This window comes from Vibrio mimicus CAIM 602 (assembly GCF_000338875.1).
GTDB lineage: Bacteria > Pseudomonadota > Gammaproteobacteria > Enterobacterales > Vibrionaceae > Vibrio > Vibrio mimicus.
In genome coordinates, this window is record NZ_AOMO01000021.1 from 85,038 (window position 1) to 110,842 (window position 25,805).

Here is a 25,805-nt window from a genome sequence, read left to right on the forward strand (position 1 = left end):
CATTATGGCTTTGACAAAAAATCTATCCTTAACCCAAGCACTCGGTGCAGTGTTTCTATGCATAACCATACTGATGATTTGCTTATCTGTCACCAGTTTACGTGGCATACAGAGGGTTGGCGCGCAATTTACCCAGTTGTCTGAACAAGCTTTGCCCTTTGCGCTTAACAATGCAGCGCTAACACAAAACTTCCTCGAACAGGTGAAATTTCTTGGTTACGGCACGCGTAGTCAATCAGAGCAAGAATTAAGTAAGGTGCTGGGTGAGTGGCAAAAGTTAGATGCTCAAGCACGTGATGAAATATTACGCTTGGAGCAGAATGTTCAACAGCTTTCAGGCTCGGCACTGGACGAGCAAACAACGAAATTCCAACAGAATATTCTTCATTTTCAGCAGTTAGCGCAATCAATACTCAAATTACAACAGCTTCAGCTAAGCAAATTGGCACAAATTAATGAGCAAGCTAAACAGTTTCGCTATGGCTTAAGTTCTATTGGCCCGGAAATGGGGCGCATCGCCTCTTTTTTAGCCGTAGATAACCCTGAAGCCATGGATGCAGCGAACCGCTTTACGGCCAGTGCCAGCGCTATGGAAAGTGCATTTTTATTGTTGTTTATCGAAGAGGATTTGTCTGCGGCACAAAAATATCGCCAAGAGCTAAAAAATCGCGTTGCGGGTTTGGAGTTAGCTTTTGATGATTTCAAAGAGTGGTATCCCGAAATCAAAGATTACGCGAGTTTAACTGCACCTTATCAAATGGTGTTGGATGGCTTCCAAGGTCAAGCCATCATCGAGCAGATCATCAATAAACTCGAAGATGTACGGCAGCAAAATACCGATTACGCGGCGGCTGCCATCGTGGCTCAAGATCTTGTTACTCAGCTCAATCAATGGTCCATCTTGGCTCAGCAACAGATCTTGCAAGGCAAGGAAGAAGTCAATGGCACCATTACCGCTGTCAACTTAACTCAAGAAATCAGTGGGGTTATCTTGGTGCTCGCGATCTTAGCTGTGTGGTTCACTCTGCGCCGTTGGATTGGGCGGGCAATCAGCAACATCACACGTCACCTCAATCAATTGACGCAACATAAGCTTAATCACTCCATCGCTTTAGTAGGGCCGCAAGATTTTCAAAATGTCGCTGCCCAGCTAAACCAAGTGATTGCCTCTACCCATGAATCCATTGCTTTGGTCACGCGTAATTGTGAAACCCTCTATCAAACCGCTGAACTCAGTCATGGTTCGGCAGAACAATCGAACAAAAGCCTAGCAGCACAAAATCAAGCCTTACTGAGCATGGCTGCCACGATTAATCAACTAGAGGCTTCGATACGTGAAATTGCGGGTGTGAGCAACGATTCTTTCAATGACTCTGTTGAAGCCGCCGAACACTCAACTCAAGGTGTGAAAGTGATCGGGCAGAATCAACAGCGCTTACAAGCATTGGAAAACACGTTAAGTGTGAATGAAGCGGCAATGTCTGAACTCAATCAGCGCGTCACTAGCATTCGTGAAATGGTTGATATGATCAGCGGCATTGCCGATAGCACGAATTTACTCGCACTCAATGCCGCGATTGAGGCCGCCCGTGCTGGTGAGCAAGGCCGAGGTTTTGCTGTAGTCGCCGATGAAGTACGTAAGCTTGCCAGTGATACCAGTAAACAGACTACCAATATCCGTGACATGATGAATGAGCTGGTTAATGCCGCGACTAAATCGCGCCAAGCAGTGGAGGAATCACGTAAAGAGATGGTGTCAGCTCTGCAATCCAGTGAAGAAGTGAAATCGACGTTCATGCAGATTGAAAGTGCGGTGTCCCACATTCGTACCCGAGTGGCACTGATAACAGATGCGACCGAAGAACAGAAACGCGCGACAGCCGATGTTAGCCAAGCCGTCGCGCAAATTTCTGAACAAGGGCAGGAACTAAGCGACAACTGGACGCAATGTTAGAGAGTGCAGAGCAAGTTGCCAGCATCGCAGGTCATCAACAAACGATGCTCCATAAATACCAGTTGGATTGATTTACTGTTCACGGAACGGCTGAGTCAGCATTTTATCGAGCCACTGTTCTCGTGATTGACGAAACAGTGGCAGACCAATCTTCATCCGTTCATGTCCCATTTCAGGTTGCGCAATATAAGTTCTAAACAGTCGATCCCATATGGAGAGAAAGAAGCCAAAGTTAGAGTGGGTTTCGTGCACTAACACGGAATGATGAACCCGATGCATGTCTGGCGTAACCACCAATAACCGTAACCATTGATCGATTTTGTAGGGCAGCTTGGCGTTACTGTGGTTGAACATTGCACTGGCATTCAAGACCACCTCAAAAACCACGACCGCAATGGGGGAGACACCCAATAGCGTCACCGCACCAATTTTAATCCAAGCCGAAATCAGAATTTCTAACGGGTGAAAACGGCTACCGGTTGTCACATCGATGTCTTGATCCGCGTGATGCATACGATGCAGCCGCCACAGTAAAGGAATGCGATGGAACAATAAGTGTTGCCAATAAATCACGGCATCCAACAGCACGACTGAGATGACTAAAGCCAATATTGACGGGATCTCTAACCAATAGAGCAAACCAAATTGATGAGTTTGAGCCCATTGCGCCGCGCTAAAGGCGAGAAAAGGCATCAGCACAGAAAGCAAAACGCTATTAAAGCTCACTAATCCAAGGTTGTTTAACCATCGAACCAATTTGCTTTGCGAGAGCGTTTTACGCGGGTGATTAGATTCCCATAGAGCACAAATCAGCAATACAGCGAAAAAAATGCCTAATCGAATAAGCTCAATTCGTTCACTCATTCTGCTCTCCTTTGTTTACCTTTTTATATACATAAACTTTGCTGGCACAAACCCTCAGCGGTCAGTACAATCGCTGCCATTTTTTGAGTCAGTAGTTTGCGCCATGAGAATTCACTCTTTTCATCACTTATATCAATATCGCTTAGAACGTTCAACCAAGCCATTTTTGGCGCGTGGTGGAAAGATCAAACGTTGTACATACTGCTTGGTTGAGTTGACGCATTGTTTGTGTGCTCATCAGCCAGATATTGAAAGCCAAGTGGCGGTGCTGTTGATTGTCTCTGAAAACGAAGTCTTCAAACCCAGCAATACTGGGCGCTTAATTGCTGATACGGTGAAAGAGACTTATGTATATCAATGGAGTCGTACCGAGCCAAATCCTGAGATGCTTGCGCTACTCAATAACCCTGCCTATTACCCTGTGCTGATTTTCCCTGCCGAAACGGAAGAAGATAAAACCCGCGTATTAAGCCCGATCCCAACTGAGTTTGCAGGTAAAAAACCGCTGTTGGTGCTGATTGACGGTAGCTGGCGTGAAGCGAAACGCATCTTCCGTAAGTCACCGTATCTTGCGCAATTACCTTTGGTATCGGTTGAGCCTGAGCGCTTGTCTCAATACATCATGCGTAAATCGGAAAACGAACAACATTTGGCAACCGCTGAAGTGGCTTGTTTAGTTCTGGAAATGTTTGGTGAACAACATGCTGCGGATACGTTATCGCTGTGGTTTGAAGCCTTTAAAGAAACTTACCTGATGTGCAAATCGCGCAATAAACCCAACACCGCTAAACCTGCGCTGCATAAATGGATCGCACACCAGCAAAGCGAGAGCTGCCTCTAAACTTGACAGTGATGCTGACCACTTATTGCGCAATTGGTGGCATTCGCGGGATAAATAAGTGGTTTGTCACGGACTGTTGACAGTGCCTTGTGGATAATACGCGTCACTTTTATGTTTTTTATTTTTTCCCCAAGGCTGGGATAGGAAATTGAGGAGAGAAGGCCATGTATTACGGCTTTGATGTTGGCGGAACCAAAATTGAATTTGGTGCGTTCAACGAGCAGTTAGAGCGTGTAGCGACTGAACGTGTACCGACACCGACAGATGATTATGCAAAATTAATCGACACCATCGCTGGGCTGGTACAGAAATACGATGCTCAGTTTGGTGTGGAAGGCACAGTCGGTCTTGGTATTCCGGGAATGGAAGATGCCGACGATGGTTGCGTGTTAACGGTGAACGTACCTGCTGCAAAAGGCAAACCACTGCGTGCCGATCTGGAGGCGAAACTGGGTCGCACTGTAAAAGTAGAAAACGATGCTAACTGTTTTGCACTCTCCGAAGCTTGGGACGATGAGCTAAAAGAGGCCACCTCTGTTATGGGACTAATTTTAGGTACCGGTTTTGGCGGCGGATTAGTCTACGAAGGCAAAGTGTTTTCAGGCCGTAACCACGTTGCTGGTGAAATTGGTCATATGCGCCTACCGATTGATGCCTGGTTCCATCTTGGTGAAAAAGCGCCATTGCTCAGCTGTGGTTGTGGTAACAAAGGTTGTATGGATAACTATCTCTCTGGCCGTGGTTTTGAGCTGTTGTATGAGCACTACTACGGCGAAAAGAAAAAGGCGATTGAGATCATCAACGCACAGAAAGAGGGTGAAGCCAAAGCGGTTGAGCACGTTGAGCGCTTTATGGAGCTGTTGGCGATCTGTTTCGGTAACATCTTTACCGCGAACGATCCGCATGTCGTTGTGTTAGGTGGTGGTTTGTCAAACTACGATCTGATTTATGAAGAGATGCCAAAGCGTGTGCCTAAGCATCTGCTCTCTGTTGCAAAATGCCCGAAAATCGTTAAAGCCAAACATGGTGACTCAGGCGGTGTGCGCGGAGCGGCTTTCCTCAACATTAAATAAGTTGAAGATAAACAGAATAAATTAAGGGCTTGCAGTGCAAGCCCTTTTTACTATTCAAGTCGCAACTATGTTGGTGCTTAACGAGTTGCTTTTGGTTTTTTGCCTACACCAAAATTCTCTTTGGGTTGTAGAGTGATGATACCAAAACCGAGCTTTTTGAAATGGTTATCACGGAAGTTACGTACCGATTTGGTATCTGAAATCGCTTCCAGCTGCATCTCCATCTTCAGAAATTCGGTCAGGTCAATGCCTTCAGCTTCCGCAACCGCTTCATGAATGTTGTGATGCTTTTCGTATGAGAAAGTCAGCGTTTTCTCTTGGTTTTTGTAGGTGTAGATGATGGTACGAGCCATGTTTCTCTCTCAACGCTAAATAAACGGGCTAGATTCTGCCTTGAAGTGGGATGATTGTCACGCTTTCACCGACTTTTACCGTGTCAATCGCCGGAGCAATTTCAATCAAGCAGTTCGCTTCACTCATCGAGCGCAAAATTCCCGAACCTTGTTTTCCGGTGGTACGCACCGTCAGTTGACCTTGCGCATTGAAAGCGTAAACCCCACGACTAAACTCGGTTCTACCTTGGCGAGAACGCAAATCTTCCAACGCAATCGCATTGACTTTCAGTGGTTGCCAACCTTGTTCACCCTGCATTTTACGCAGGGCAGGTTCCACAAAGTTGATGAAAGAAACCATTACCGCGACAGGGTTGCCCGGTAGCCCGAAGAAAGGTTTTCCAGCAATCTGACCAAACGCCAGTGGGCGTCCCGGACGCATATTGATACGCCAAAAATCAATTTGCCCCAGTTTCTCTAGCGCGGATTTGATGAAATCGGCATCGCCCACAGAGACGCCACCGGAGGTGATCACCACATCAGCCTGTTTAGCCGCTTGCTCAAGCACTTGCATCATTTTAGCTTCATCATCTTCGATGATGCCGAGATCGATCACTTGGCAACCGAGCTGTTTGAGTAATCCTGTCAGAGTAAAGCGGTTGGAATCAAAAATAGAGTTTGGCTCAATGTCACCGCCGGGCGCCTGTACTTCATCGCCAGTCGAGAAAATCGCCACCTTGAGAGAGCGAAATACGTCTGTGTGCGCGAAACCCAGTGACGCAAGCATGCCCATTTCTGGAGAAAGCAAACGCTGGCCAGAGTGAAACACCGCTTGGCCTTGTGCCAAATCTTCACCCGCTTGGCGCACGTTTTGTCCTGCTTTGATTTTTGCACCCGCAAAACTCACCACATCGCCGTTTTGCGTAGCTTGCTCACGCATTACCACGGTATCGGCACCTTGTGGCATGGGGGCGCCAGTCATAATCTTCACCGCTTCCCCGAGTTCAACCGTTTTCGGATATTGACTGCCCGCTAACACTTCCGCCACTACACGGTAGCTATCGCGTTCAAGATCATCACTGCGCAGTGCATAACCATCCATCGCTGAGTTGCGATAGGCGGGTACATTGATCGGAGAGTGTACTTCACGCGCCAGTACGCGTTGATAGCACTCTTGAATCGCTCCCGATTCTGTCTCTGCCAAAGGCGAAATGAGCGAAAGGATCTTCTCGCGGCCTTGCTCTACAGAAAGGAAAGCAGGGGATAAGGTGTCGCAGCATGCCGTCGCACTGTTTTTTGAATCTGAAGCTACAGATTGCTGCGTTTTCTGTTCATGCCACTTCTCAACATAATGCAAAACGAAATCAGTGATCGCATCGAGATCATTAATGTGCATTTGCGGCAGAGCCGTTTCTACCGTTTCATCGGCAGCAATCGCAATGATGTTTTCATCGTGAGGGTAAAGCCAAGGCTTACCCACTTCAGCGCGGTGCAGTTCAATTTTTGGAAAAGCGATATTTTTACAGCCTTCAACCAAAATGACATCCAGCTTCTCAGCATCAAATCGAGTCAGCAGATAATCAAACTCCGCTTCGGCATCGGGTGTTTCGGTCATCAGTGCATGACGGTTACGTGAAGCAATCAGCATTTGAGATGCACCTGCTTTACGTAAGCGATAACTGTCTTTGCCCGGCTTATCGACATCAAAATCGTGATGTGCATGTTTCAGTAGGCCAATGCGCAAGCCAGCAGCCGTCAGCTTAGGAAGTAGGGCTTCTAATAACGTCGTTTTTCCGGTTCCAGAATAGGCAGCGAAACCGAGTAATGGCAGGTTAGGGCGTTGAGGATTCTGGTTTGCAGAAGGAATCATGGGTGTAACGCTCCAAATTGCGCCAACTCTTGTGGCGTATTCAAATTAAAAAAACAGCTCGGCGCATCGCTAAAATCGACGTAAGAGGTATGGCATTCATCGTAAAGCAAAATGATTTTGCGATCGCCGCGGGCTAAAAAGGCGCTGAGTTTGGGTAACACGCGTTTATGAAATAGGGTAAACACAGGTTGCTGATGTTCACCATCATGAGCCACTAAAATATCGCTCTCAGGTTTGACTGTCTGACAGAAACGGGCGACTAAATCATCGCAAATTAACGGGCTATCACAAGGTACAAAACCGACCCAATCGGTCGGAGCATGGCTTAAACCTGCATGAATGCCACCTAACGGACCTGGGTAATCGGGAAATTCATCGCTGATCACGGGCGCAAATTGCGCATAAAGATCTTGGTTGCGGTTAGCATTGATGAGCAAAGTAGGAGTTTGCGGTGCCAGTTTATCGATGACATGTTGAATAAGTGGCTGACCATTCAACTGGATCAGCCTTTATCCTGTCCCCCCATGCGGCTGGCTTGCCCGCCAGCGAGAATAACCCAGCTAGTGTCCGAGGTTTGAAGAGTGGGAAGTGTCTGTGTGGTTGTCATTTTTTTCTTTCACAATCTGCAGCAAAGGCGACTCAATCAGTTGACGATCTTTAATCCACCACTGCTTTTTACACAGCGCCGTAAGGGCGTTGGTTTGGTGGCTGGTGATCACAAGACTGGAGCCGCGCTCTAATAAATCTCGCGCCATTATAACCAATCTCTCAATAGATTCTTGATCCAATGACGCACTCGGTTCATCCATCAGCAAAATAGAGGGCTTGAGGATCCACGCTCGCGCCATCGCCACGCGCTGTTTTTCTCCACCAGAGAGCACAGAAATATGCTCATCGGCCAGAGTTTCTAATCCCACCATACGCAGGGCAGTGATCACTTGTGCCCGTTTTTCATGGCCAGATAAACCACTAAAACGGATGCCGTACACTACGTTCTGATACACGGTATCATCAAACAGATAGGGGCTTTGATGAAGATAGACGACTTCCGAGGTCGCGGAAGTCAAAAACAAGCGTTGCCACCAAGGTTTCCGGCCAAGTACTTTGCCATCACTTGGCTGTACTAGGCCTGCGAGAATTTTCAATAAGGTGGTTTTACCCACACCATTGTCGCCTTTGAGGTAAATGGCATCATTGGGGCCAATGGAGATCTCCGGAATATGAAATAACACGCGATCTTTAAAACGCATGGAAAGCTGCTGTGCGGTAAGTTTGATCGTCATTATTTGCCTTATGTTCTCAAATAGCCTTTACCCCGCAGGGAAGAGAGCAGAAAGTTTAGCCCTAATGCCAACGCGAGCAGTACCATGCCAAGCGCGACGCCTTGAGCAAAAGCGCCTTTATTGCTTTCCAATGAAATAGCCGTTGGGATGTTACGGGTTAATCCCATGATATTCCCACCCACCATCATTGAGCAGCCTACTTCCGTCACGATGCGTGAAAAACCCGCGATGGTTGCGGCCATTAAAGGAAAGCGAGCTTCCCAGACTAAGGTTGCAAATAGTCTAGGTACGGAAGCTCCCAGCGTCATTGAAGTTTCGAGTGAGCGACGATCGGTCGATTGCAACGCACCATGCATCATGGCAACCAGAATCGGAAAACAGATCAGTGCTTGGCCTAAAATCATCGCTTGTTGGGTAAACAGCATCTTCCAATCACCGAGTGGGCCTGCGCGCGAGAGCAACATATATAGCAGTAAACCGATCACGACAGTCGGAACCGCTTGCAAGGTGTTGATCAGCGAAAGCAGAGTCCATTTACCGCGAAAGTTGGTGTACGCCAACACAAAAGAGAGCACCACGGCGGGTATCAGTACCAACGAAATCGCAGTCAGCGAGACGCTAAAGGAGACCGCAACGATCTCCCATAGCTTAGCGTCTAGACTCACCAAAAGATGCAAAGCATCAAGAGTTGTTTGCCAAAGACTCATGAGTGATTACTGTTTATCCGCATTGGCAACAAAAAGTTGTTGGCCATTCACTTTGTAATCGTTAATTAACTGCTGACCTTTAGGGTTAACCAGCCAATCACTAAATACTTTAGCGGCTTGGTATTGAGTTGTAGGGTAACGCTCAGGGTTCACAATGATCACTTGGTAAGGGTTAAACAGCTGCTCATCACCTTCAAACAGCACTTTGAGATCCAGCTTATTGTTGTAAGCCAGCCAAGTACCACGGTCGGTTAGGGTATAAGCCTGCATTTCAGACGCCATGTTCAGCGTTGGACCCATGCCTTGACCAATAGAACGGTAGCCACCGAAATTCGGTTCGATTTTGTTTTGTGCCCAAATACCGAGTTCTTTCTTGTGTGTGCCTGAATCATCACCGCGTGAAATAAACACCGCGCCACTCTTAGCGATATTTTCAAACACTTTCGCGATGCTCTTTTCATCGGCGATTTTTGCAGGATCACTTTCTGGGCCAACCACTACAAAGTCGTTATACATCAGTTTACGTGGTAGAACACCGTAACCCGCCTCAACAAAGTTAGCTTCAGCTTTCGGTGCGTGGGTCATCACCAAATCTACATCGCCGTTTTCGCCCATTTTGAGTGCTTTGCCTGTACCTGTTGCAATCACATCCACTTTATAACCGGTTTCTTGCTCGAATGTTGGCAGCAGATAATCAAGTAAGCCAGAATCGTAAGTACTGGTAGTTGTCGCAAGGCGAATACGTGTTTCATCTGCACTTGAAGCCGAGTAACTGACCAAAATTAACGAAGCTGCCGCTAAGGTAAAAGTCGTTTTTTTCATTGTGAATTCCATGACTATGTTGATTGTGTGTTTGATTCCGCCATATCTGTCGCTTAATGCATTGATATAACCGAATGAAATCAATTGCTGATAAGTGTATGCGAAAGGGGGATATAGCAAATGGGATGCCAACATCATTCTGGGCAATTCAGGATAAAATTCCCTCTAAAAAGTAGGCTGATGAGGAAAATGTTGTCTAAATTGAGTGACAGATAAATAACAGTGGGACAAAATGTCGCAAATTAGTCATAACCAATGTAAGGTTAATTGAGTCGTTCTGTCTCAATGAGTTATGGAATTTCCCTATGTCACAAGCTTTGGATCTCAACCAAACACATTTATATCAGCCGTTCTCCGTTTTAGTCGTCGATGATGAAATTGGCATGCAAATGGTGCTCAAAAAAGCACTGAGCAAGTGGTTTTCGCGTGTGGATTCGGCTGGCAGCATTGAAGAGGCGGAAGAGTTGCGCAGCCAGCAACATTATGACTTGCTGATTTTAGACATCAACTTGCCCGGACGCTCTGGCATTGAATGGGAAGAGGCCTTTACCGACCAAGATCACCGAGCGGATGTGATTTTTATGACTGGTTATGCCGACCTCGATACCGCAATCAGCGCACTCAAATTAGGTGCCAGTGATTTCATTCTCAAACCATTTAACCTTGAGCAGATGCTGCAAGCGGTGCAACGCTGCATGAATAAGCGCCTTAATGAGCGTTTGCAATATGCCTTGCAGCGTGACTTTCAACGCCACTGTACTACGCAAATCATTGGCAGCTCCGTACAAACTGAGTTACTGAAGCAGCGCATTGTTCAGTTTGCTCCGTCACGCGCTTCGGTGCTGATTGAAGGAGAATCGGGTACGGGTAAAGAGTTGGTTGCGCGCGGTATCCATGAAGCGAGTGGTCGCCAAGGGCCTTTTGTACCACTTAACTGTGGTGCCATTGCGCCAGAACTGCTGGAAAGTGAGCTGTTTGGCCATACCTCCGGTGCTTTTACAGGAGCGAAAAAGAGTCGCGAAGGATTGTTTCGCGTTGCCAACGGCGGCACCTTGTTTTTGGATGAAATCGGCGAGATGCCGCTGACCATGCAAGCCTCTTTATTGCGAGTTTTAGAGCAACGTACATTGCGTCCAGTCGGTTCGGAAAAAGAGGTGAGTGTGGATGTGCGAGTGGTGGCCGCCACCAACCGCAATCTGCAACAAGAAGTTGAAAATGGGCGTTTCCGCGGTGATCTTTACTACCGGCTTAATGTGTTGAAAATCGAAGTCAGTCCACTACGTGAGCGCAAGCAAGATCTGCATGAACTGCTGCCTTTTTTCACCAAAATGCTCTGTGCGGAACTGGGGATGCCAATGCCCAAATGGGCGTATGAAGATATCTCTTCAATGCAGGATTATGATTGGCCGGGCAATATTCGTGAGCTGAAAAACTTGATTGAACGCTGCTTGTTATTGGGTAAACCGCCTGCTCATTATTGGCGGGAACTGAATGGACTACCTGAACAGGTAGAACCTGAAGTGACAATGTCACTGAGTGTTGATTCAGAAACCTCATGTGGTGACAATGTCACGAGAAACAGCTTCGGATATCCTAATGACTGGCCGTTACGCGCCGTGGAAAAAGCACATATTCAGCAAATCGTGGCCTTGTATGACGGTAATAAATCTGCCGCTGCACGCGATTTAGGCGTGGCACGTAAAACGTTGGAACGTAAATACAAAGAGTGGGAAAGCGAGGATGCCAGCCATGAAAGCTAAATTTGCTTTGTGGCAAAAATGGCGACACCGTTTTAAAACTACAGTGCGCTATCGGTTGTGGATTTTAACGTCAGCGCCGATTTTTCTTACTCTGTTGGCGTTGATTGCGATCACCATTTACTGGTCACTGCATTACACATGGAACAGTGCCTTAATTGATGTTTCTGAACGGTTAGGTGTCGCACAAAACAGTGTGGCGCTGCTGCAACAGAAACAAGCCAATCACGTTCGCGCGTTTGCTGAATCGTACGATTTTCGAAAGCGACTACAAGACACCGAAACCAGCAGTACCTTGCCGCGTTGGGTGCAGAATCAAAAAAGTCGCTACGGCTTAGATTTTCTGAATTTTGAGCGGGTTGATACGACAGAACAGAAGTTCCGCTATCTTGACCTCACCAAACGTGAATCTTTCTTTGATGTTTTGAATGCCAATGAGCTGGAAAGGCTAGATCCTGATTTAGCTAAGCAAGCGCAAATCCCGATTCTTAACTCTCGGCAGATCGAAACCCGTGGGTTAATTAGTCGCACTGTCATTCCAGTACGCAATGAACACGGCGACATCATTGGCTTTCTGGATGGCGGTTTGCAGCTCAATAACAGCACCATGCTGGTCGATCAAATTCGGGATCTTATTTACCCAAGTCACCAAGACCAACTTCGTCCGACAGGCACTTTAACCTTGTTTTTGGATGACTTACGCGTCAGCACCAATGTGCCGTTGGACAGTAATATTCACGCAGGACGTGCCATTGGTACACGAGTCTCGTCAGAAGTATTTAATAAAGTACTCAAAGAAGGAGAACAGTGGGTCAATCTCGCGTATGTGTATGATGCTTGGTACATCACCGCGTATGAACCAATTCGCGATCAATACAATAACGAAATTGGTATGCTCTACACCGGTTACTTAATGTGGCCGTTTTTAAAAGCCTACGTAACCAATATTTTAGAAGTAGGGATCACCACGCTATTCCTGCTGGTGATTTCAGGTCTGTTTGTTTATCGCGGCTCGCGCGATCTGTTTCGTCCTATCGAGCGCATTCACCGGGTAGTGAAAATGGTGCAACTTGGTAAAAACCAACGTATCGGGCAACTTGGACTTGACGATAAACACGAACTTGCACAGCTTGCTAAGCAGTTCGACAACATGCTGGATCAATTGCAACAGCGTAATGAAGAAATCGTGCAAGCGGCGCACGAGTTAGAAGAAAAAGTGCAGTCACGCACGGCCAGTTTGCAAGAGAAAACCGCGCAGCTTGAACACCACATTACGTTGCTTAACCAAACTCGCAATAAGTTGGTGGTGCATGAAAAGCTCGCGGCACTTGGTGAGCTAACTGCTGGGATTGCCCATGAAATCAATAACCCAACCGCGGTCATTCTTGGTAATACCGAGCTAATTCGCTTCCAGCTTGGTGATGACGCCAGCAAAGTTGAAGAAGAGATTGATGCTATCTTGCTGCAAATCGAGCGGATCCGAAACATCACGCGCAGCTTGTTGCAATACAGTCGCCAAGGTGGTGTGCAGGACGAAATCACTTGGCAGCACGTCAACCCGATCATTGATGAAAGTATTACCTTAGTCAAAACTGGCTCTAAAAAGCGTGACATTGAATTTGTGCTTGAGCTGAAAGCGCATAATTCGGTGGAGGTGAACCGTCATCAACTGCTGCAGATTTTGGTTAACTTACAGATGAATGCGATTCACGCCATGAACGGCAAAGGCCGCATCACGATACGTAGTGAAGATTGGATTGAAGAGGGGCAAAACCGTGGGGCGGTGATCCACATTGAAGATCAAGGTTGTGGCATTAAGCCGGAAAACCTCAAACGCATTTTCGATCCGTTTTACACCACCAAGCGTGAGGGAACCGGGTTAGGGCTTTCGGTTTCACAAAGTTTGCTCAGCCAATCCGGCGGAGAGATGAAAGTGAGTTCAGAATTGGGGGTCGGCAGCACATTCAGCATCTATTTACCTTCCAAAAATGAAGCCAAGCTTCGCGAGACGTTACTGATTCAGTAAGTCCATCTCAAAAAATCCCCACTAAATTGTCGGTTATTGTGTATGCCATAACCGACTTTCTGGCGAGTTATGCAAATCAGGGCTTGTAGTCTGGGCGCTGAACAAGTAACGTTGCGCAGATTTTTCTATTTGTGATCCCCGTCAGCTTAATTTGGCCACCGAAAGTGCGCCGTTTTACGTGGCGGGAATGTTAACGCACTAAGGTACAGGCTTTGATTTCTACAGCGAATATCACTCAACAATTTGGCGCTAAGCCACTGTTTGAAAACATTTCAGTTAAGTTTGGCGAAGGTAATCGCTACGGTTTAATCGGGGCAAATGGTTGTGGTAAATCCACCTTCATGAAAATCCTCAGTGGTGAGTTGGACCCAACTGGCGGTAACGTGAGTTACGATCCGAACGAGCGCGTCGCTAAACTGAATCAGGATCAGTTTGCGTACGAAGAGTTCACCGTAATTGACACCGTTATCATGGGTCACAAAGAGTTGTGGAAGGTAAAACAAGAGCGTGACCGCATTTACGCTCTGCCAGAAATGACTGAAGAAGATGGTATGCGTGTTGCCGATCTCGAAGTTGAATTCGCCGAGATGGATGGCTACATGGCGGAATCCAAAGCGGGCGAACTCCTGCTGGCGGTAGGTATTCCACTAGAGCAACATTACGGCCTGATGAGCAGTGTGGCTCCGGGTTGGAAACTGCGTGTGCTGCTGGCGCAAATCCTGTTTGCGGATCCAGACATCATGCTGCTCGACGAACCAACCAACAACTTGGACATCGATACCATTCGCTGGTTGGAAGATACGCTGAATGCGCGTAACTGCACCATGATCATCATCTCGCACGACCGTCACTTCTTAAATTCAGTATGTACCCACATGGCAGACTTGGATTACGGTGAACTGCGTATTTACCCAGGCAACTACGACGAGTACATGACGGCAGCAACACAAGCGCGTGAGCGTCTGTTGGCAGATAACGCGAAGAAGAAAGCACAAATTGCTGAGCTGCAAACCTTCGTAGCACGCTTCTCAGCGAACGCATCGAAAGCAAAACAAGCGACTTCTCGTGCAAGACAGATTGATAAGATCAAACTGGATGAAGTGAAAGCATCTAGCCGTCAGAACCCATTCATTCGTTTCGAGCAATCTAAAGAGCTGTTCCGTAACGCCCTCATTGTTGAAAACCTCAGCCAAGGTTTTGACCATGACCTATTCAGCAACTTCAATGCAATTTTTGAAGTGGGTGAGCGTGTTGCCATCATCGGTGAGAACGGTGTGGGTAAAACCACATTGCTGAACACGCTAGCTGGCGTACTTGAGCCACGTAGCGGTATGTACAAGTGGTCTGAAAACTCGAATATTGGTTACTATGCGCAAGACCACGCTCACGAGTTCGCAGACGATCTGAACCTGATGGAGTGGATGGGTCAGTGGCGTCAAGAAGGCGATGACGAGCAAGTGGTTCGCAGCTTCTTGGGTCGTATGCTGTTTGGCCAAGATGACATCAAGAAATCCGTGAAGGTACTTTCTGGTGGTGAGCAAGGTCGTATGTTGCTTGGCAAACTGATGATGCACAAACCAAACATGCTACTGCTCGATGAGCCAACCAACCACATGGATATGGAATCGATCGAGTCTCTGAACAATGCACTAGAGCAGTACAAAGGTACCTTGTTCTTCGTATCGCATGACCGCGTATTCGTAGACTCATTGGCGACTCGTATCATCGAAATCCGTGATGGCAAGATCACCGACTTCAAAGGTACTTACGCTGAGTTCCTACGCTCACGTGGTGTTGAGGGTTAATCCCAAGCCATTAACTCCAGTCAATTGCACCGCAGATTGTAAAAAGAGCCTCTGAATAGAGGCTCTTTTTTTCCACAAATGTTCAATACACATTGTTAATACTTAAACTGAGCGACGATCGCTTCCAATCTATGACTCATCTCCGAAACTTGCTCACAACATCTGACGGAGCCTGAAACAATCTCATAAGTATCTCCTGCCAGTTGAGCAATTTGGGTGATGTTACGATCGATTTCAGCCGAGACCATGGATTGCTCCTCAGAAGCGGTGGCAATCTGGGTATTCATATCAAACATTTCCGTGATCTGCGCACTGATATCCTCAATCGCAGCCACCACATCTCTTGTATTTACATTGGTCATTTTGGCTTGCTCAACACTTTTCTCCATCATGGTTGCGGTTTGCGAAATACTGATGTTGAGCGCTTGTACCGTAGTTTCTATCTGCAAGGTCGATTGATTGGTTAAACTTGATAGTTGACGTACTTCATCAGCCACCACCGCAAAACCTCGTCCACTTTCACCAGCGCGAGCCGCCTCAATCGCCGCATTCAATGCGAGTAAATTGGTTTGTTCGGCAATGCCTGAATCGCAGAAAGCACCTTGTTGATCTCTTGGATTTGCATTTCTAACGCTTGAATTTGAGTTTGTGACTGTTCAATGCTCGTGGTTAATGTATCAATTCGCACCCCCGCATTTTGGGTGAGTTGCAGCGCTTTATCAGCCTCGCTGTTTACGCGCTGGGCATTTTGCGCGGCAGACTCAATGTTGGCCGTGATTTCATTGGTGGTCATGACAAGCTCATTAACCGCCGTTGCCACGGATTCGGATTCCAGTTTCTGTTGCTGGGCATTTTGCATGCTGCGTTGCGCGATTTGTTCTGAGCTAAATGAGTTTTCACCCAAAATATTCATCACACCTGCAAGCTCTTTGATATTTTGATGCAAATGACTAATGAAAGTATCAAAAGAGCGGGAGAGCTGGGCGAGTTCATCATCACCTCTTGCATTCATGCGTATAGTGAGGTCGCCATTGCCACTCGCGATATTGGTCATTAGCTGATTGATCGCTTTGATCCGCGCCAGAATGCTGCGTCCAATAAAAAACAGTAACGCAGAAAGCAAAATGACGATGAACACTCCCAACATGTGTAGCTGATATTTCACTGCCAAGGCCGCACTTTGTATGCTTTGCTTAATGTCATCTTCCAATCCTTCAATTAGCTGTTCGGTTTGGTGCACATTGGTTCTTAGCTGGCTTCTTAAGCCATCGTTTTCTGTTAACCCCAATAAGTCCATAGCCTCTAAGTACTTCTTAGTGAGGGTGCGGTAATTTTCGAAGGAAGAAAGTGGGGAAGTCAGGTATTTTTCAAATGCCGCTACGTTCTCAAGCAGTAAATCTCGATTCTCCGCCATTGGGTCGTTAATAAAATTGAAATCGTAGCTGAGTAACTGCAAAAACTGGGGAGATAAATAGCTGTTGGCAGATTCAAGAATTTCGCTTTTTAACGCGTTACGTGCATCGGAGAGTTCATTCTCAAGCTGTTCGAGTAACACGAATTGTTTCGCTAAGGCATGAAATTGTGTTTGATACTGTTGAAGTGTTGAAGCGATTTGCTGATGTTCAGCATCAATAGAAAGGGATTCAGCCGCGAGAGTTTTGGCTAAATCGCTTAGCCTAGATTGCAGTTGCTGATAGGTTTTATCGAATCTTTCAATGTACTGTTCATTTCGCCGAGCAAAATAATCTTTTTCATGTCGACGAAGCATGAGGAGATCAATCGCACTCAATAAATTCTCAGTAGCGGCATTTTCGAGAGTGGTGAGTCGATTAGCACTTACATTTTCATAGAATGCGTAAAAACCGACCCCAAGTAGCAATGTGAAGTTAATTAAGAAAAGTTTTGCTCTGATCGACAGAGAAAAAGTACGACCTTGTTTTACAGGTGATCCGGACATGGACACCTCCCATATAGCCTATGACGTTGATGATGGGCTACTACGCACGTTTCATTATTGTTTCAGTATTGTTGCGAGTAACATTCAACTAATAGCTTATGGGAGGGGATTTGCAAGTCAGTCCACTTGCTCAGTGTGTCCTTTCACATCGAACACCACTTTGTCAGCGCCACTGTACACATGGAAGCGACGACCGGAAGCGCGAGCAATGGTCGTGATACCAAAACGTTGTGCCAGCTCAAGCCCCATTTGAGTGACGCCGGAGCGAGAGAGCAACACAGGAATGCCCATTTGCGCGACTTTAATCACCATCTCTGAGGTTAAACGACCTGTGGTGTAAAAAATTTTGTCATCACCACGCATATCATTCAGCCACATTTCACCTGCCAAGGTATCCACGGCGTTGTGGCGACCGACATCTTCAACAAAAGAGATCACTTGATCTTCTTGGCAAATCGCACAGCATGAACTGCGCCGGCTTTTTTGTAAGTGTCGTTGTAGTGGGTTAAGGCCTCCAATGCAGCGTAGATTTGTGACTGTTTAATTGGCTGCTGTGGCACTTGGTAATTCTCAAGCTGCTTCATCACGTTGCCATACATGGTGCCTTGGCCACAGCCGGAGGTAACGGTTTTTTTCTTCAGCGCAGGCTCTAAATGGTCAATGTTTTCACGTGTAACCACGGCTGCCGAATGGGTTTCCCAATCTATGATGACTGAATCGAGCGCTTCAGGATCGGAAATGAAGCTTTGGTTCTTCAAATAACCCAGCACCAAAGCTTCTGGCCGCGAACCTAGCGTCATCAAGGTCACAATCTCTTTCCAATTGAGCAATACTGTGAGAGGGCGTTCACAGGCGATCGATTTCACCAGTTTTTCGCCGTATTCGTCATACACTTCAACTTCAATGGTTTGTAGAGGATTTTCGCTGGTTTTGATGATGGAAGGTTTAGCCACGCTGGATTCCTGTGTGCTGCTCGCTTTATCCTCGGTAGACCTGTCAGTACAAATCTTGGGGTAGAGCGAATAAGAAAAAGTGTCGTCAATGTAGCAAAAAGGGTGCCGAATCAGAAATAACCTTGAACAAAAGTGATGATGTCTTTCTACTTAAATCTATGTATTGACACCAAATGGCTCAATTATTGCTTTAATTTAAACTCTGATTGTTAATTTAGTATGTGTTATGACTGAACAAACTTCTCCTGAATCCTTAACGGATACCGCTCATAGCAAAACCGATAGCGCTTGGCCGCTTGCTTGTAACGTGGAACCTCGTCCTGTCTCGCGTGGCCGTTGGCAAACCACTCAGTGGGTGTTGCACGGTTTCAGTTTAACGCCAGAGGTGCAGAGTCAATATGTCGCAACACTGCAACTGTATCGCGATGAGCGAACCGACTATCGCTTTAACCTCAGTTCACAAGCGCCCAAACTGTTCTTTGTTGCTGAAGACCCCATTGAAGATCAGCCGCTTAAAATTGTGCAATTGACCGCATCGCAAGCCGTCGCCAGCCGTTATATGGATAGCGATTATCTGGTGCTTTCTGCCGATATGCCGCTGCCCGTGCAGGCGTGGATGGAAGCTATATTGGCCGTCACGGTGAGTTGCTTGAAATCCGCCGCAAGAAACGTGAAGGCGCGGGGAGGTCTTGTGGCAACTGAGAAGACGTTCTTTTCCCGTTGGTCACAACGTAAATTAGCCGCCGAGCCAGACCAAGAGCCCCAGCTTGATACTCCAGAGGCTTAGCCTCAGAGCCTTTGGAAGAACAGCCGGTTGCAAATAAATCCTCGGTAGAAACTGAAAGTGGATTGGAGAGTAACGCGGTCGAACAACCTCATTCAGCAGAGAATGAAGAACCCAGTGTGGCGAGCTTGTTGGTATCAGGTGCTTCGCAAGAACTGAAGAAAGCCGCATTGCGTAAGCTGTTTTTGAGCGGTGAGTTTAGTGAAGTGTGCATGCTGGATGATTACAACGCGGATTTCAGCAATACCGCCACGCTCACAACGGAAGTCGCGCAAACCTTACGTCAATGGTGGAAAGAAACGGATTCCCCGCAGGATGAGGGTGAAGAACAAATCGCGGTGGTTGAAGAAACCGTTAAAGAAAATCAAATCGACATTGAACTTGCGGATCCTGACCTCGCATCCACCACCGAATTGGCCGATCCGATCAATAAAAAACAACCTTCAGAAGCGTTGCCAACGAGTGAGACAAAATATACCTCATAGATGCTAGGGACATTTTGACTTACCCCTCAATAGGTAGGGTGGGACATATTGTCCCACTCCTTGTGTGGACTTCAAATTACTGAGTCATTTCTCGATTAATTCTCTGTGTTTTCATCCGAATTTTTTGGAACGTTATTTGCTATAGCTTGTGTAAAACGAGTCGACGATGCACGTTGACTCCAATAATGGAAGCAAGCAATGTTAAACAACCTACTACAACAAGCGACGTCTCCAAACGGTCGGGCGCGGCTGTATGCGATTGAGCATACTGTTGAGCTGACCAATCTTATTCCGCCTACCATAAGCTACGAAAGTGGCGGTCACACCTTAATTGCTGGCCCAACCACACTGATTGAGCGCATTGCTGAGCAGTTGAGTAGCATGGCTTCAATCACTCTACTTTCTGTCGATGGCGAGCCCAGCACGCAAAGCAATTTGTACTATGCCGACACGGTAGAAATCAGCGGTTTTCTCGGTGCATTCACGGTGAACGTAGAAAACCATGGTAAGCGAGTCAATTTGGCGCAAGCCGCTATAGGTGGAAACACCTTTGATATCGTATTGGATATGTCACTCAACGGTTTAATGAGTGAAGAAGTCCCTGTGCCTGGTTATTTCCCAGTAGGACGTGGTTATCCAAAACTGGCTGATGCGCTGGAAGAAATCCCAACTCTGATGGGAACCTTCGATAAACCTAAGTATTTCCGTCTGGATACAGACTTGTGCGCGCACAGCTCACGTGGAGTGAAAGGGTGTGAACGCTGTGTGGATGCTTGTCCTGCTGGCGCGCTTTCCAGTGAAGGCTCTGATCAAACAGGGCATCGCATTCAAATTAACCCTTATTTGTGTCAAGGCGTCGGAACCTGTGCGACCGCTTGCCCGACGGAAGCGATTCACTACGCACTGCCTAATCCTACCGATACGCAAAAATTTATTGAGCGATTACTGGCGAATTACCACCAAGCCGGCGGTGAAAAGCCGATCGTGCTGATCTGCAGTTCTCGCCATGAAAGTTACAACGTCATGGCATTGAATGTGTTGCCAGACAATGTCATTCCTGTGGTGGTGGAAGAGCTGCCTTCCGTCGGTATAGACAGTTGGTTTGCTGCTTTAGTTAACGGTGCAACTCAAGTGTTGTTTGCGGCGAGTCGTCACATGCCACAAACCATTCAACGCATTCTGAACCAAGAAGTGAGTATGGCGCAGAGCTTACTGACTCACTTAGGTTTGGCCAAAGAGACGATTGATATTCTTTATCTCGAATCGTTACGTGAGGGAATGCCGGTACTGTGTGAACAGCCGCTTGAGCTTAAGTTGGGTGACTTAATCGGTAATAAGCGCGAACGTCTGTTTACCGCGCTGGATGCGTTAGCAGAAACACTCAATGCTGAACCTAGCGTTCAACCACTTAGTATCAGCGCGCCTTACGGCACAATTGAATGTCAAACAAGCGATTGTACTTTGTGCATGAGCTGTGTTGCGGTTTGCCCAACGCGAGCACTGCATCCGGCGGGTGATAGCCCAGCACTACGCTTTATTGAACAAGACTGCGTGCAGTGTGGCTTGTGTGTCAAAGCTTGCCCTGAACAAGTGCTTAGCGCTACACCACAACTCAACTGGAACAAAGCGGCACGCAAAGGTGTGGTGACGTTGCATCAAGAAGAACCCGCTAAGTGCCTGCGCTGCCATAAACCTTTCGCACCACAGTCCATGATTACCATGTTGCAAACCAAGTTACGCGGTCACTCACATTTCGCCACGCCGGAAGCGCTCAATCGTATTGCGATGTGCGAAGACTGCCGGGTAGTCGACATGTTTGAAGCCATGGCTCATGACCCTGAGCAGCAGCTCAAGTATTAAGGAGAAAGCAATGCAAGAGCAATCCATAGGTTCACAGTCAATGCGTTCAGACATTTACCTGCTGCTCGCCACACTGCTGCGTGATGTGCCCTCAGCAGAACTGTGTGCCTTTCTGGCTGAATTGGACTTTGAGGCCAATGGCACCGAAATGGCGAAAGCGTGGCAGGCGATATCCGCCGCCGCACAAAACGCTCAAGCTGATTCTTTGGCTGACGAGTATCAAGAGCTGTTTATTGGTATCGGTCGTGGTGAAGTCGTGCCTTTTGCCTCATGGCATTTGACCGGCTCATTGATGGAAAAGCCGCTGGCCGATATTCGTGATGATTTGAGCCGCTTGGGGCTGGAGCGTGATGAGCAAGTGCGCGAGCCAGAAGATCATATCTCGGCATTGTGCGAAACCATGGCTTATTTATGTGAGCAAAGTGGTGACGAGAACGCTGACGAAGAAACGCAACAAGCGTTCTTCAACCATCACATCGCACCGTGGTTTGGCAAACTGGTGAGCCAAATTCGTCAGGCTCCACATGCACAATTTTATTTAGCCGTCGCGCAGCTTCTGGACGCTTTTTTGAGTTTAGAACAAGTAGCGATGACACAAGCCCCAAGCAGTCGCAAGAATCGTTATCGGATCGAGGTGAAGAACCTGACCGATAAAGCCGAGCAGTGAACAAACCGGAATTAGAAAACAGACGTCTTAAGACGCACAGCTAAGTTGCTAAAACTTAAGCAATAAGGAAGCAATCGATGAAAAAAGAGAACCAAGTAAACCAAAGCAGACGCGATCTGCTTAAAGGGTTAGGCACAGCGGCTGTCGCTAGCGCTGTCGTAGCGGGGGTAAGCACTCAAACGGTCGCAAGTGAATCAAGCACCGAGAGCAAAGAGCCGCTGAAAAAAGGCTATCACGAAACTCAACACATTCGTGATTACTACAACACGCTATAGGAGCCAACCCGATGAGACTCATCAAACGTTCAGACAGCGTGACCAAAGAGCAAAATCAGCTCGGTATTAGCCGTCGTGCATTTATGAAAAACACTTCACTGGCAGCGGGCGGAGCGGCGGTAGGCGCCTCTCTGTTTACGCCGGGCATGATCCGTAAAGCTCAGGCCAGCGAAGTGGATCGCAGCGCAAAAACGGAAGTGAAGCGTACCATCTGTTCACACTGCTCAGTCGGTTGCGGTATCTACGCTGAAGTACAAAACGGGGTATGGACTGGCCAAGAGCCCGCTTTTGATCACCCATTCAACGCAGGCGGTCACTGTGCGAAAGGCGCAGCATTGCGTGAACACGGCCACGGTGAACGTCGCCTGAAATACCCAATGAAGTTAGAAGGCGGCAAGTGGAAGAAGATCTCTTGGGAACAAGCCATCAATGAAATTGGTGACAAAGCGCTGAAGATCCGTGAAGAGTCAGGCCCAGATTCGGTTTACTTCCTCGGCAGTGCTAAGCACAGTAACGAGCAGGCCTATCTGTTCCGTAAAATGGCTTCCCTGTGGGGCACCAACAACGTTGACCACCAAGCACGTATTTGCCACTCCACCACGGTAGCGGGTGTAGCAAACACTTGGGGCTATGGTGCAATGACCAACTCATTCAATGACATGCACAACTGTAAGTCGATGCTGTTCATTGGCTCTAATCCAGCAGAAGCTCACCCAGTCGCGATGCAGCATATTTTGATCGCGAAAGAGAAAAACAGCTGCAAAATAGTCGTTGCCGATCCTCGTCGTACCCGTACTGCGGCAAAAGCGGATTACTTTGTCTCATTGCGTCCGGGTAGTGATGTTGCCTTTATTTGGGGCGTGCTGTGGCACGTGTTCAAAAATAACTGGGAAGACAAAGAGTACATCCGTCAACGTGTCTTCGGTATGGATGAAATTCGCGCTGAAGTGGCCAAATGGACACCAGCCGAAGTTGAGCGTGTCACAGGCGTAAGCGAAGAAGAAGTCTACAACACCGCGAAAATCCTTGCGGAAAACCGTCCGGGTTGTGTGGTTTGGTGTATGGGTGGTACTCAACACACCACAGGTAACAACAATACTCGTGCGTACTGCATCCTTGAGCTGGCACTGGGCAATATCGGTAAATCGGGCGGCGGTGCCAACATTTTCCGTGGTCACGATAACGTGCAAGGCGCAACCGACTTAGGTGTGCTTTCCGATACGCTGCCGGGTTACTACGGTTTGACCGAAGGTTCATGGAAACACTGGGCAAGCGTTTGGGGTGTGGATTTTGAATGGATCAAAAACCGCTTTGACCAAGGCACCTACAATGGCGCATTGCCAATGGAAACCCCAGGGATCCCTGTATCTCGTTGGATCGATGGTGTACTGGAAAACAAAGACAACCTGCAGCAACGTGAAAACATTCGTGCCATGTTCTATTGGGGTCATGCGGTGAACTCGCAAACCCGCGGCGTAGAAATGAAAAAGGCGATGCAAAAGCTAGATATGATGGTGATTGTTGACCCATATCCAACGGTTGCGGCGGTGATGAACGATCGCACGGATGGAGTGTATCTACTTCCTGCGACCACTCAGTTTGAAACGTACGGCAGTGTGACGGCGTCTAACCGTTCTATTCAGTGGCGTGATCAAGTGATTGAGCCGCTGTTTGAATCCAAACCTGACCACGAAATCATGTATCTGCTCAGCCAAAAACTGGGGATCGTCGATCAACTGTGTAAAAACATTCGCGTTGAGAACAATCAGCCACTGATTGAAGACATTACGCGCGAATTTAACCGCGGTATGTGGACGATTGGTTACACCGGACAAAGCCCAGAGCGCTTGAAAACGCACCAACAAAACTGGCACACCTTCCACAAAACCACGCTTGCTGCCGAAGGTGGCCCTGCGAATGGCGATACTTACGGTATGCCTTGGCCATGTTGGGGAACGCCAGAGATGAAACACCCCGGCACGCACATTCTTTACGATACCTCGAAAACCGTAGCCGAAGGTGGCGGTAACTTCCGTACCCGTTTTGGTGTGGAGTTTGAAGGTAAGAGCCTGCTGGCTGAAGACAGCTACTCGAAAGGATGTGAGCTGCAAGACGGCTATCCAGAATTTAGCGATAAGCTACTGAAACAACTCGGATGGTGGGATGATTTAACCGCAGAAGAGAAAGCGGCTGCAGAAGGCAAAAACTGGAAAACTGACCTTTCTGGCGGTATTCAGCGTGTCGCGATCAAACACGGCTGTATTCCATTTGGTAACGCGAAAGCGCGTGCGATTGTGTGGACATTCCCAGACCGCGTGCCGCTGCACCGTGAACCACTGTATACACCGCGTCGTGATCTGCTGGCCGATTACCCCACGTGGGATGACAAAGCATTCATCTTCCGTGTTCCTACGCTTTATAAATCGATTCAGGACCAAGATAAGTCGGCGGAATACCCGATCATCCTAACCTCTGGTCGCTTGGTCGAGTATGAAGGTGGTGGTGAAGAAACCCGTTCTAACCCTTGGCTGGCTGAACTGCAACAAGAGATGTTTGTTGAAGTGAACCCGAAAGATGCCAACGATTTAGGCTTTATTGATGGCGATATGGTTTGGGTTGAAGGTGCAGAGAAAGGCCGCATCAAAGTGAAAGCTATGGTGACACGTCGCGTGAAACCGGGCATGGCTTTCTTGCCATTCCACTTTGGTGGCAAGTTCCAAGGTGAAGATCTGCGTCCGAAATATCCAGAAGGTACACAGCCTTATGTGGTTGGGGAAGCGGCAAACACCGCCACTACCTATGGTTACGATCCTGTCACCTTGATGCAGGAAACCAAAGTCACCCTCTGTAACATTCGTAAAGCGTAAGGAGCTTACCCATGGCAAGAATGAAATTCCTGTGTGACACCAAACGCTGTATTGAATGTAACGGCTGTGTCACTGCCTGTAAAAATGAAAACGATGATGCTCTGGAATGGGGCATCCAACGTCGCCGCGTTGTCACGCTAAACGATGGTGAACCGGGTGAAAACTCGATTTCCGTTGCTTGCATGCACTGTACCGATGCACCTTGTATGGCGGTGTGTCCGGCAGACTGTTTTGTCCATACCGAAGATGGCATTGTGCTGCACAACAAAGATCTCTGTATCGGCTGTGGTTACTGCCTGTTTGCTTGTCCGTTTGGTGCTCCGCAGTTTCCAAAACAAGCCTCATTTGGTGAGCGCGGCAAGATGGACAAATGCACCTTCTGTGCTGGCGGTCCTGAGACAGAACCAGGTTCGGAAGAGGAGCGTCGTAAATACGGTGCAAACCGTATTGCGGAAGGCAAGCTGCCAATGTGTGCTTCTCTCTGTTCTACCAAAGCGCTGCTGGCGGGTGATGCGGAGAAAATCTCTGATGTCTTCCGTCAACGAGTGGTTGAACGTGGCGCGAAAGGTGCCGGTTGGACTAACGGTGAAGATCTCGCGTATGACGCAACTCGGAGTTAAGTG

Annotated in this window: 16 protein-coding genes and 6 pseudogenes; 13 read left to right on the forward strand and 9 right to left on the reverse strand. The window is 47.7% G+C overall.

Features of this window, described 5'->3' with window-relative positions; translation table 11 throughout:
* Window positions 1–4 precede the first annotated feature (4 nt).
* A pseudogene (locus D908_RS15260) lies at window positions 5–2,025 on the forward strand (methyl-accepting chemotaxis protein).
* A gap of 1 nt (window position 2,026) precedes the next feature.
* Here the strand turns inward: D908_RS15260 and D908_RS15255 are convergent.
* Window positions 2,027–2,818: a sterol desaturase family protein gene (locus D908_RS15255; protein WP_005522922.1), complete on the reverse strand. Its 792-nt coding sequence runs from the start codon at window positions 2,816–2,818 to the stop codon at window positions 2,027–2,029.
* 103 nt (window positions 2,819–2,921) lie between these two features.
* Between D908_RS15255 and D908_RS15250 the strand changes: the two genes are divergently transcribed.
* Window positions 2,922–3,659: a tRNA-uridine aminocarboxypropyltransferase gene (locus D908_RS15250; protein WP_001219881.1), complete on the forward strand. Its 738-nt coding sequence runs from the start codon at window positions 2,922–2,924 to the stop codon at window positions 3,657–3,659.
* Window positions 3,660–3,823: 164 nt separating this feature from the next.
* Window positions 3,824–4,732 (forward strand): N-acetylglucosamine kinase, encoded by a 909-nt coding sequence (nagK, locus tag D908_RS15245; RefSeq protein WP_000291359.1) that lies wholly within the window; start codon window positions 3,824–3,826, stop codon window positions 4,730–4,732.
* A 77-nt stretch (window positions 4,733–4,809) separates the two neighbouring features.
* Here nagK and D908_RS15240 read toward each other — a convergent pair whose 3' ends face one another.
* The 6 genes and pseudogenes from D908_RS15240 to D908_RS15215 form a co-directional block, all read right to left on the reverse strand.
* Entirely contained in the window at window positions 4,810–5,085 is a 276-nt protein-coding gene (locus D908_RS15240; RefSeq protein ID WP_000124575.1) for a DUF2960 domain-containing protein, read from the reverse strand.
* 28 nt (window positions 5,086–5,113) lie between these two features.
* On the reverse strand, window positions 5,114–6,934 hold the full coding sequence (locus D908_RS15235) for a bifunctional molybdopterin-guanine dinucleotide biosynthesis adaptor protein MobB/molybdopterin molybdotransferase MoeA (RefSeq protein ID WP_005522924.1): 1,821 nt from the start codon (window positions 6,932–6,934) through the stop codon (window positions 5,114–5,116).
* Window positions 6,931–7,541: pseudogene (gene mobA / locus D908_RS15230) on the reverse strand (molybdenum cofactor guanylyltransferase MobA). Before mobA ends, D908_RS15235 begins: the two are co-directional and overlap by 4 nt.
* A complete protein-coding gene (locus tag D908_RS15225) occupies window positions 7,495–8,217 on the reverse strand; it encodes an energy-coupling factor ABC transporter ATP-binding protein (protein WP_005522927.1) in 723 nt (240 codons plus the stop codon). The pseudogene mobA and the gene D908_RS15225 overlap by 47 nt, the downstream one beginning before the upstream one ends.
* Window positions 8,218–8,225: 8 nt before the next feature.
* On the reverse strand, window positions 8,226–8,924 hold the full coding sequence (locus tag D908_RS15220; protein ID WP_000061032.1) for an ABC transporter permease: 699 nt from the start codon (window positions 8,922–8,924) through the stop codon (window positions 8,226–8,228).
* A gap of 6 nt (window positions 8,925–8,930) precedes the next feature.
* Window positions 8,931–9,746, reverse strand: a complete 816-nt coding sequence (locus D908_RS15215; RefSeq protein WP_005522928.1) for an ABC transporter substrate-binding protein — start codon at window positions 9,744–9,746, stop codon at window positions 8,931–8,933.
* A gap of 305 nt (window positions 9,747–10,051) precedes the next feature.
* On the opposite strand from D908_RS15215, the gene D908_RS15210 reads away from it, so the two are divergent.
* From D908_RS15210 to D908_RS15200, 3 genes are all read left to right on the forward strand, one after another.
* Window positions 10,052–11,506 (forward strand): sigma-54-dependent transcriptional regulator, encoded by a 1,455-nt coding sequence (locus tag D908_RS15210; protein ID WP_005522934.1) that lies wholly within the window; start codon window positions 10,052–10,054, stop codon window positions 11,504–11,506.
* Entirely contained in the window at window positions 11,496–13,529 is a 2,034-nt protein-coding gene (locus D908_RS15205; RefSeq protein WP_005522936.1) for a sensor histidine kinase, read from the forward strand. The genes D908_RS15210 and D908_RS15205 overlap by 11 nt, the downstream gene beginning before the upstream one ends.
* 212 nt (window positions 13,530–13,741) lie before the next feature.
* Window positions 13,742–15,334, forward strand: a complete 1,593-nt coding sequence (locus tag D908_RS15200; RefSeq protein ID WP_005522937.1) for an ABC-F family ATPase — start codon at window positions 13,742–13,744, stop codon at window positions 15,332–15,334.
* A gap of 95 nt (window positions 15,335–15,429) precedes the next feature.
* Here D908_RS15200 and D908_RS0118960 read toward each other — a convergent pair.
* Together D908_RS0118960 and D908_RS0118965 are read right to left on the reverse strand one after the other, a co-directional pair.
* A pseudogene (locus D908_RS0118960) lies at window positions 15,430–17,291 on the reverse strand (methyl-accepting chemotaxis protein).
* 117 nt (window positions 17,292–17,408) lie between these two features.
* Window positions 17,409–18,091 (reverse strand): annotated as a pseudogene (locus tag D908_RS0118965) (formate dehydrogenase accessory sulfurtransferase FdhD).
* Window positions 18,092–18,470: 379 nt separating this feature from the next.
* On the opposite strand from D908_RS0118965, the pseudogene D908_RS15195 reads away from it, so the two are divergent.
* The 7 genes and pseudogenes from D908_RS15195 (at window position 18,471) to fdh3B (ending at window position 25,802) form a co-directional block, all read left to right on the forward strand.
* Window positions 18,471–18,946 (forward strand): annotated as a pseudogene (locus D908_RS15195) (DUF3305 domain-containing protein).
* Window positions 18,936–19,513, forward strand: a pseudogene (locus D908_RS15190) (DUF3306 domain-containing protein). Before D908_RS15195 ends, D908_RS15190 begins: the two co-directional pseudogenes overlap by 11 nt.
* Before the next feature lie 198 nt (window positions 19,514–19,711).
* On the forward strand, window positions 19,712–21,373 hold the full coding sequence (locus D908_RS15185) for a 4Fe-4S binding protein (RefSeq protein ID WP_005522942.1): 1,662 nt from the start codon (window positions 19,712–19,714) through the stop codon (window positions 21,371–21,373).
* A gap of 10 nt (window positions 21,374–21,383) precedes the next feature.
* Window positions 21,384–22,040, forward strand: coding sequence for a TorD/DmsD family molecular chaperone (locus D908_RS15180; protein ID WP_005522952.1), 657 nt, complete (start codon window positions 21,384–21,386; stop codon window positions 22,038–22,040).
* 77 nt (window positions 22,041–22,117) lie between these two features.
* Window positions 22,118–22,315 carry a twin-arginine translocation signal domain-containing protein gene (locus D908_RS15175; protein ID WP_005522954.1) on the forward strand — a complete coding sequence of 66 codons (198 nt, stop codon included), beginning with the start codon at window positions 22,118–22,120 and terminating at the stop codon, window positions 22,313–22,315.
* An 11-nt stretch (window positions 22,316–22,326) separates the two neighbouring features.
* Window positions 22,327–25,182: a formate dehydrogenase subunit alpha gene (locus D908_RS15170; protein WP_001236891.1), complete on the forward strand. Its 2,856-nt coding sequence runs from the start codon at window positions 22,327–22,329 to the stop codon at window positions 25,180–25,182.
* A gap of 11 nt (window positions 25,183–25,193) precedes the next feature.
* Window positions 25,194–25,802, forward strand: a complete 609-nt coding sequence (gene fdh3B, locus D908_RS15165) for a formate dehydrogenase FDH3 subunit beta (RefSeq protein WP_000113433.1) — start codon at window positions 25,194–25,196, stop codon at window positions 25,800–25,802.
* The last annotated feature ends 3 nt before the right edge of the window (window positions 25,803–25,805 follow it).

What these genes read in the sequence shown, in the direction of transcription:
- D908_RS15255 (WP_005522922.1), bottom strand. Translation starts at nt 2,818, where the DNA reads ATGAGTGAACGAATTGAGCTTATTCGATTAGGCATTTTTTTCGCTGTA.
- D908_RS15250 (WP_001219881.1), top strand. Translation starts at nt 2,922, where the DNA reads ATGAGAATTCACTCTTTTCATCACTTATATCAATATCGCTTAGAACGT.
- nagK (WP_000291359.1), top strand. Translation starts at nt 3,824, where the DNA reads ATGTATTACGGCTTTGATGTTGGCGGAACCAAAATTGAATTTGGTGCG.
- D908_RS15240 (WP_000124575.1), bottom strand. Translation starts at nt 5,085, where the DNA reads ATGGCTCGTACCATCATCTACACCTACAAAAACCAAGAGAAAACGCTG.
- D908_RS15235 (WP_005522924.1), bottom strand. Translation starts at nt 6,934, where the DNA reads ATGATTCCTTCTGCAAACCAGAATCCTCAACGCCCTAACCTGCCATTA.
- D908_RS15225 (WP_005522927.1), bottom strand. Translation starts at nt 8,217, where the DNA reads ATGACGATCAAACTTACCGCACAGCAGCTTTCCATGCGTTTTAAAGAT.
- D908_RS15220 (WP_000061032.1), bottom strand. Translation starts at nt 8,924, where the DNA reads ATGAGTCTTTGGCAAACAACTCTTGATGCTTTGCATCTTTTGGTGAGT.
- D908_RS15215 (WP_005522928.1), bottom strand. Translation starts at nt 9,746, where the DNA reads ATGAAAAAAACGACTTTTACCTTAGCGGCAGCTTCGTTAATTTTGGTC.
- D908_RS15210 (WP_005522934.1), top strand. Translation starts at nt 10,052, where the DNA reads ATGTCACAAGCTTTGGATCTCAACCAAACACATTTATATCAGCCGTTC.
- D908_RS15205 (WP_005522936.1), top strand. Translation starts at nt 11,496, where the DNA reads ATGAAAGCTAAATTTGCTTTGTGGCAAAAATGGCGACACCGTTTTAAA.
- D908_RS15185 (WP_005522942.1), top strand. Translation starts at nt 19,712, where the DNA reads ATGTTAAACAACCTACTACAACAAGCGACGTCTCCAAACGGTCGGGCG.
- D908_RS15180 (WP_005522952.1), top strand. Translation starts at nt 21,384, where the DNA reads ATGCAAGAGCAATCCATAGGTTCACAGTCAATGCGTTCAGACATTTAC.
- D908_RS15175 (WP_005522954.1), top strand. Translation starts at nt 22,118, where the DNA reads ATGAAAAAAGAGAACCAAGTAAACCAAAGCAGACGCGATCTGCTTAAA.
- D908_RS15170 (WP_001236891.1), top strand. Translation starts at nt 22,327, where the DNA reads ATGAGACTCATCAAACGTTCAGACAGCGTGACCAAAGAGCAAAATCAG.
- fdh3B (WP_000113433.1), top strand. Translation starts at nt 25,194, where the DNA reads ATGGCAAGAATGAAATTCCTGTGTGACACCAAACGCTGTATTGAATGT.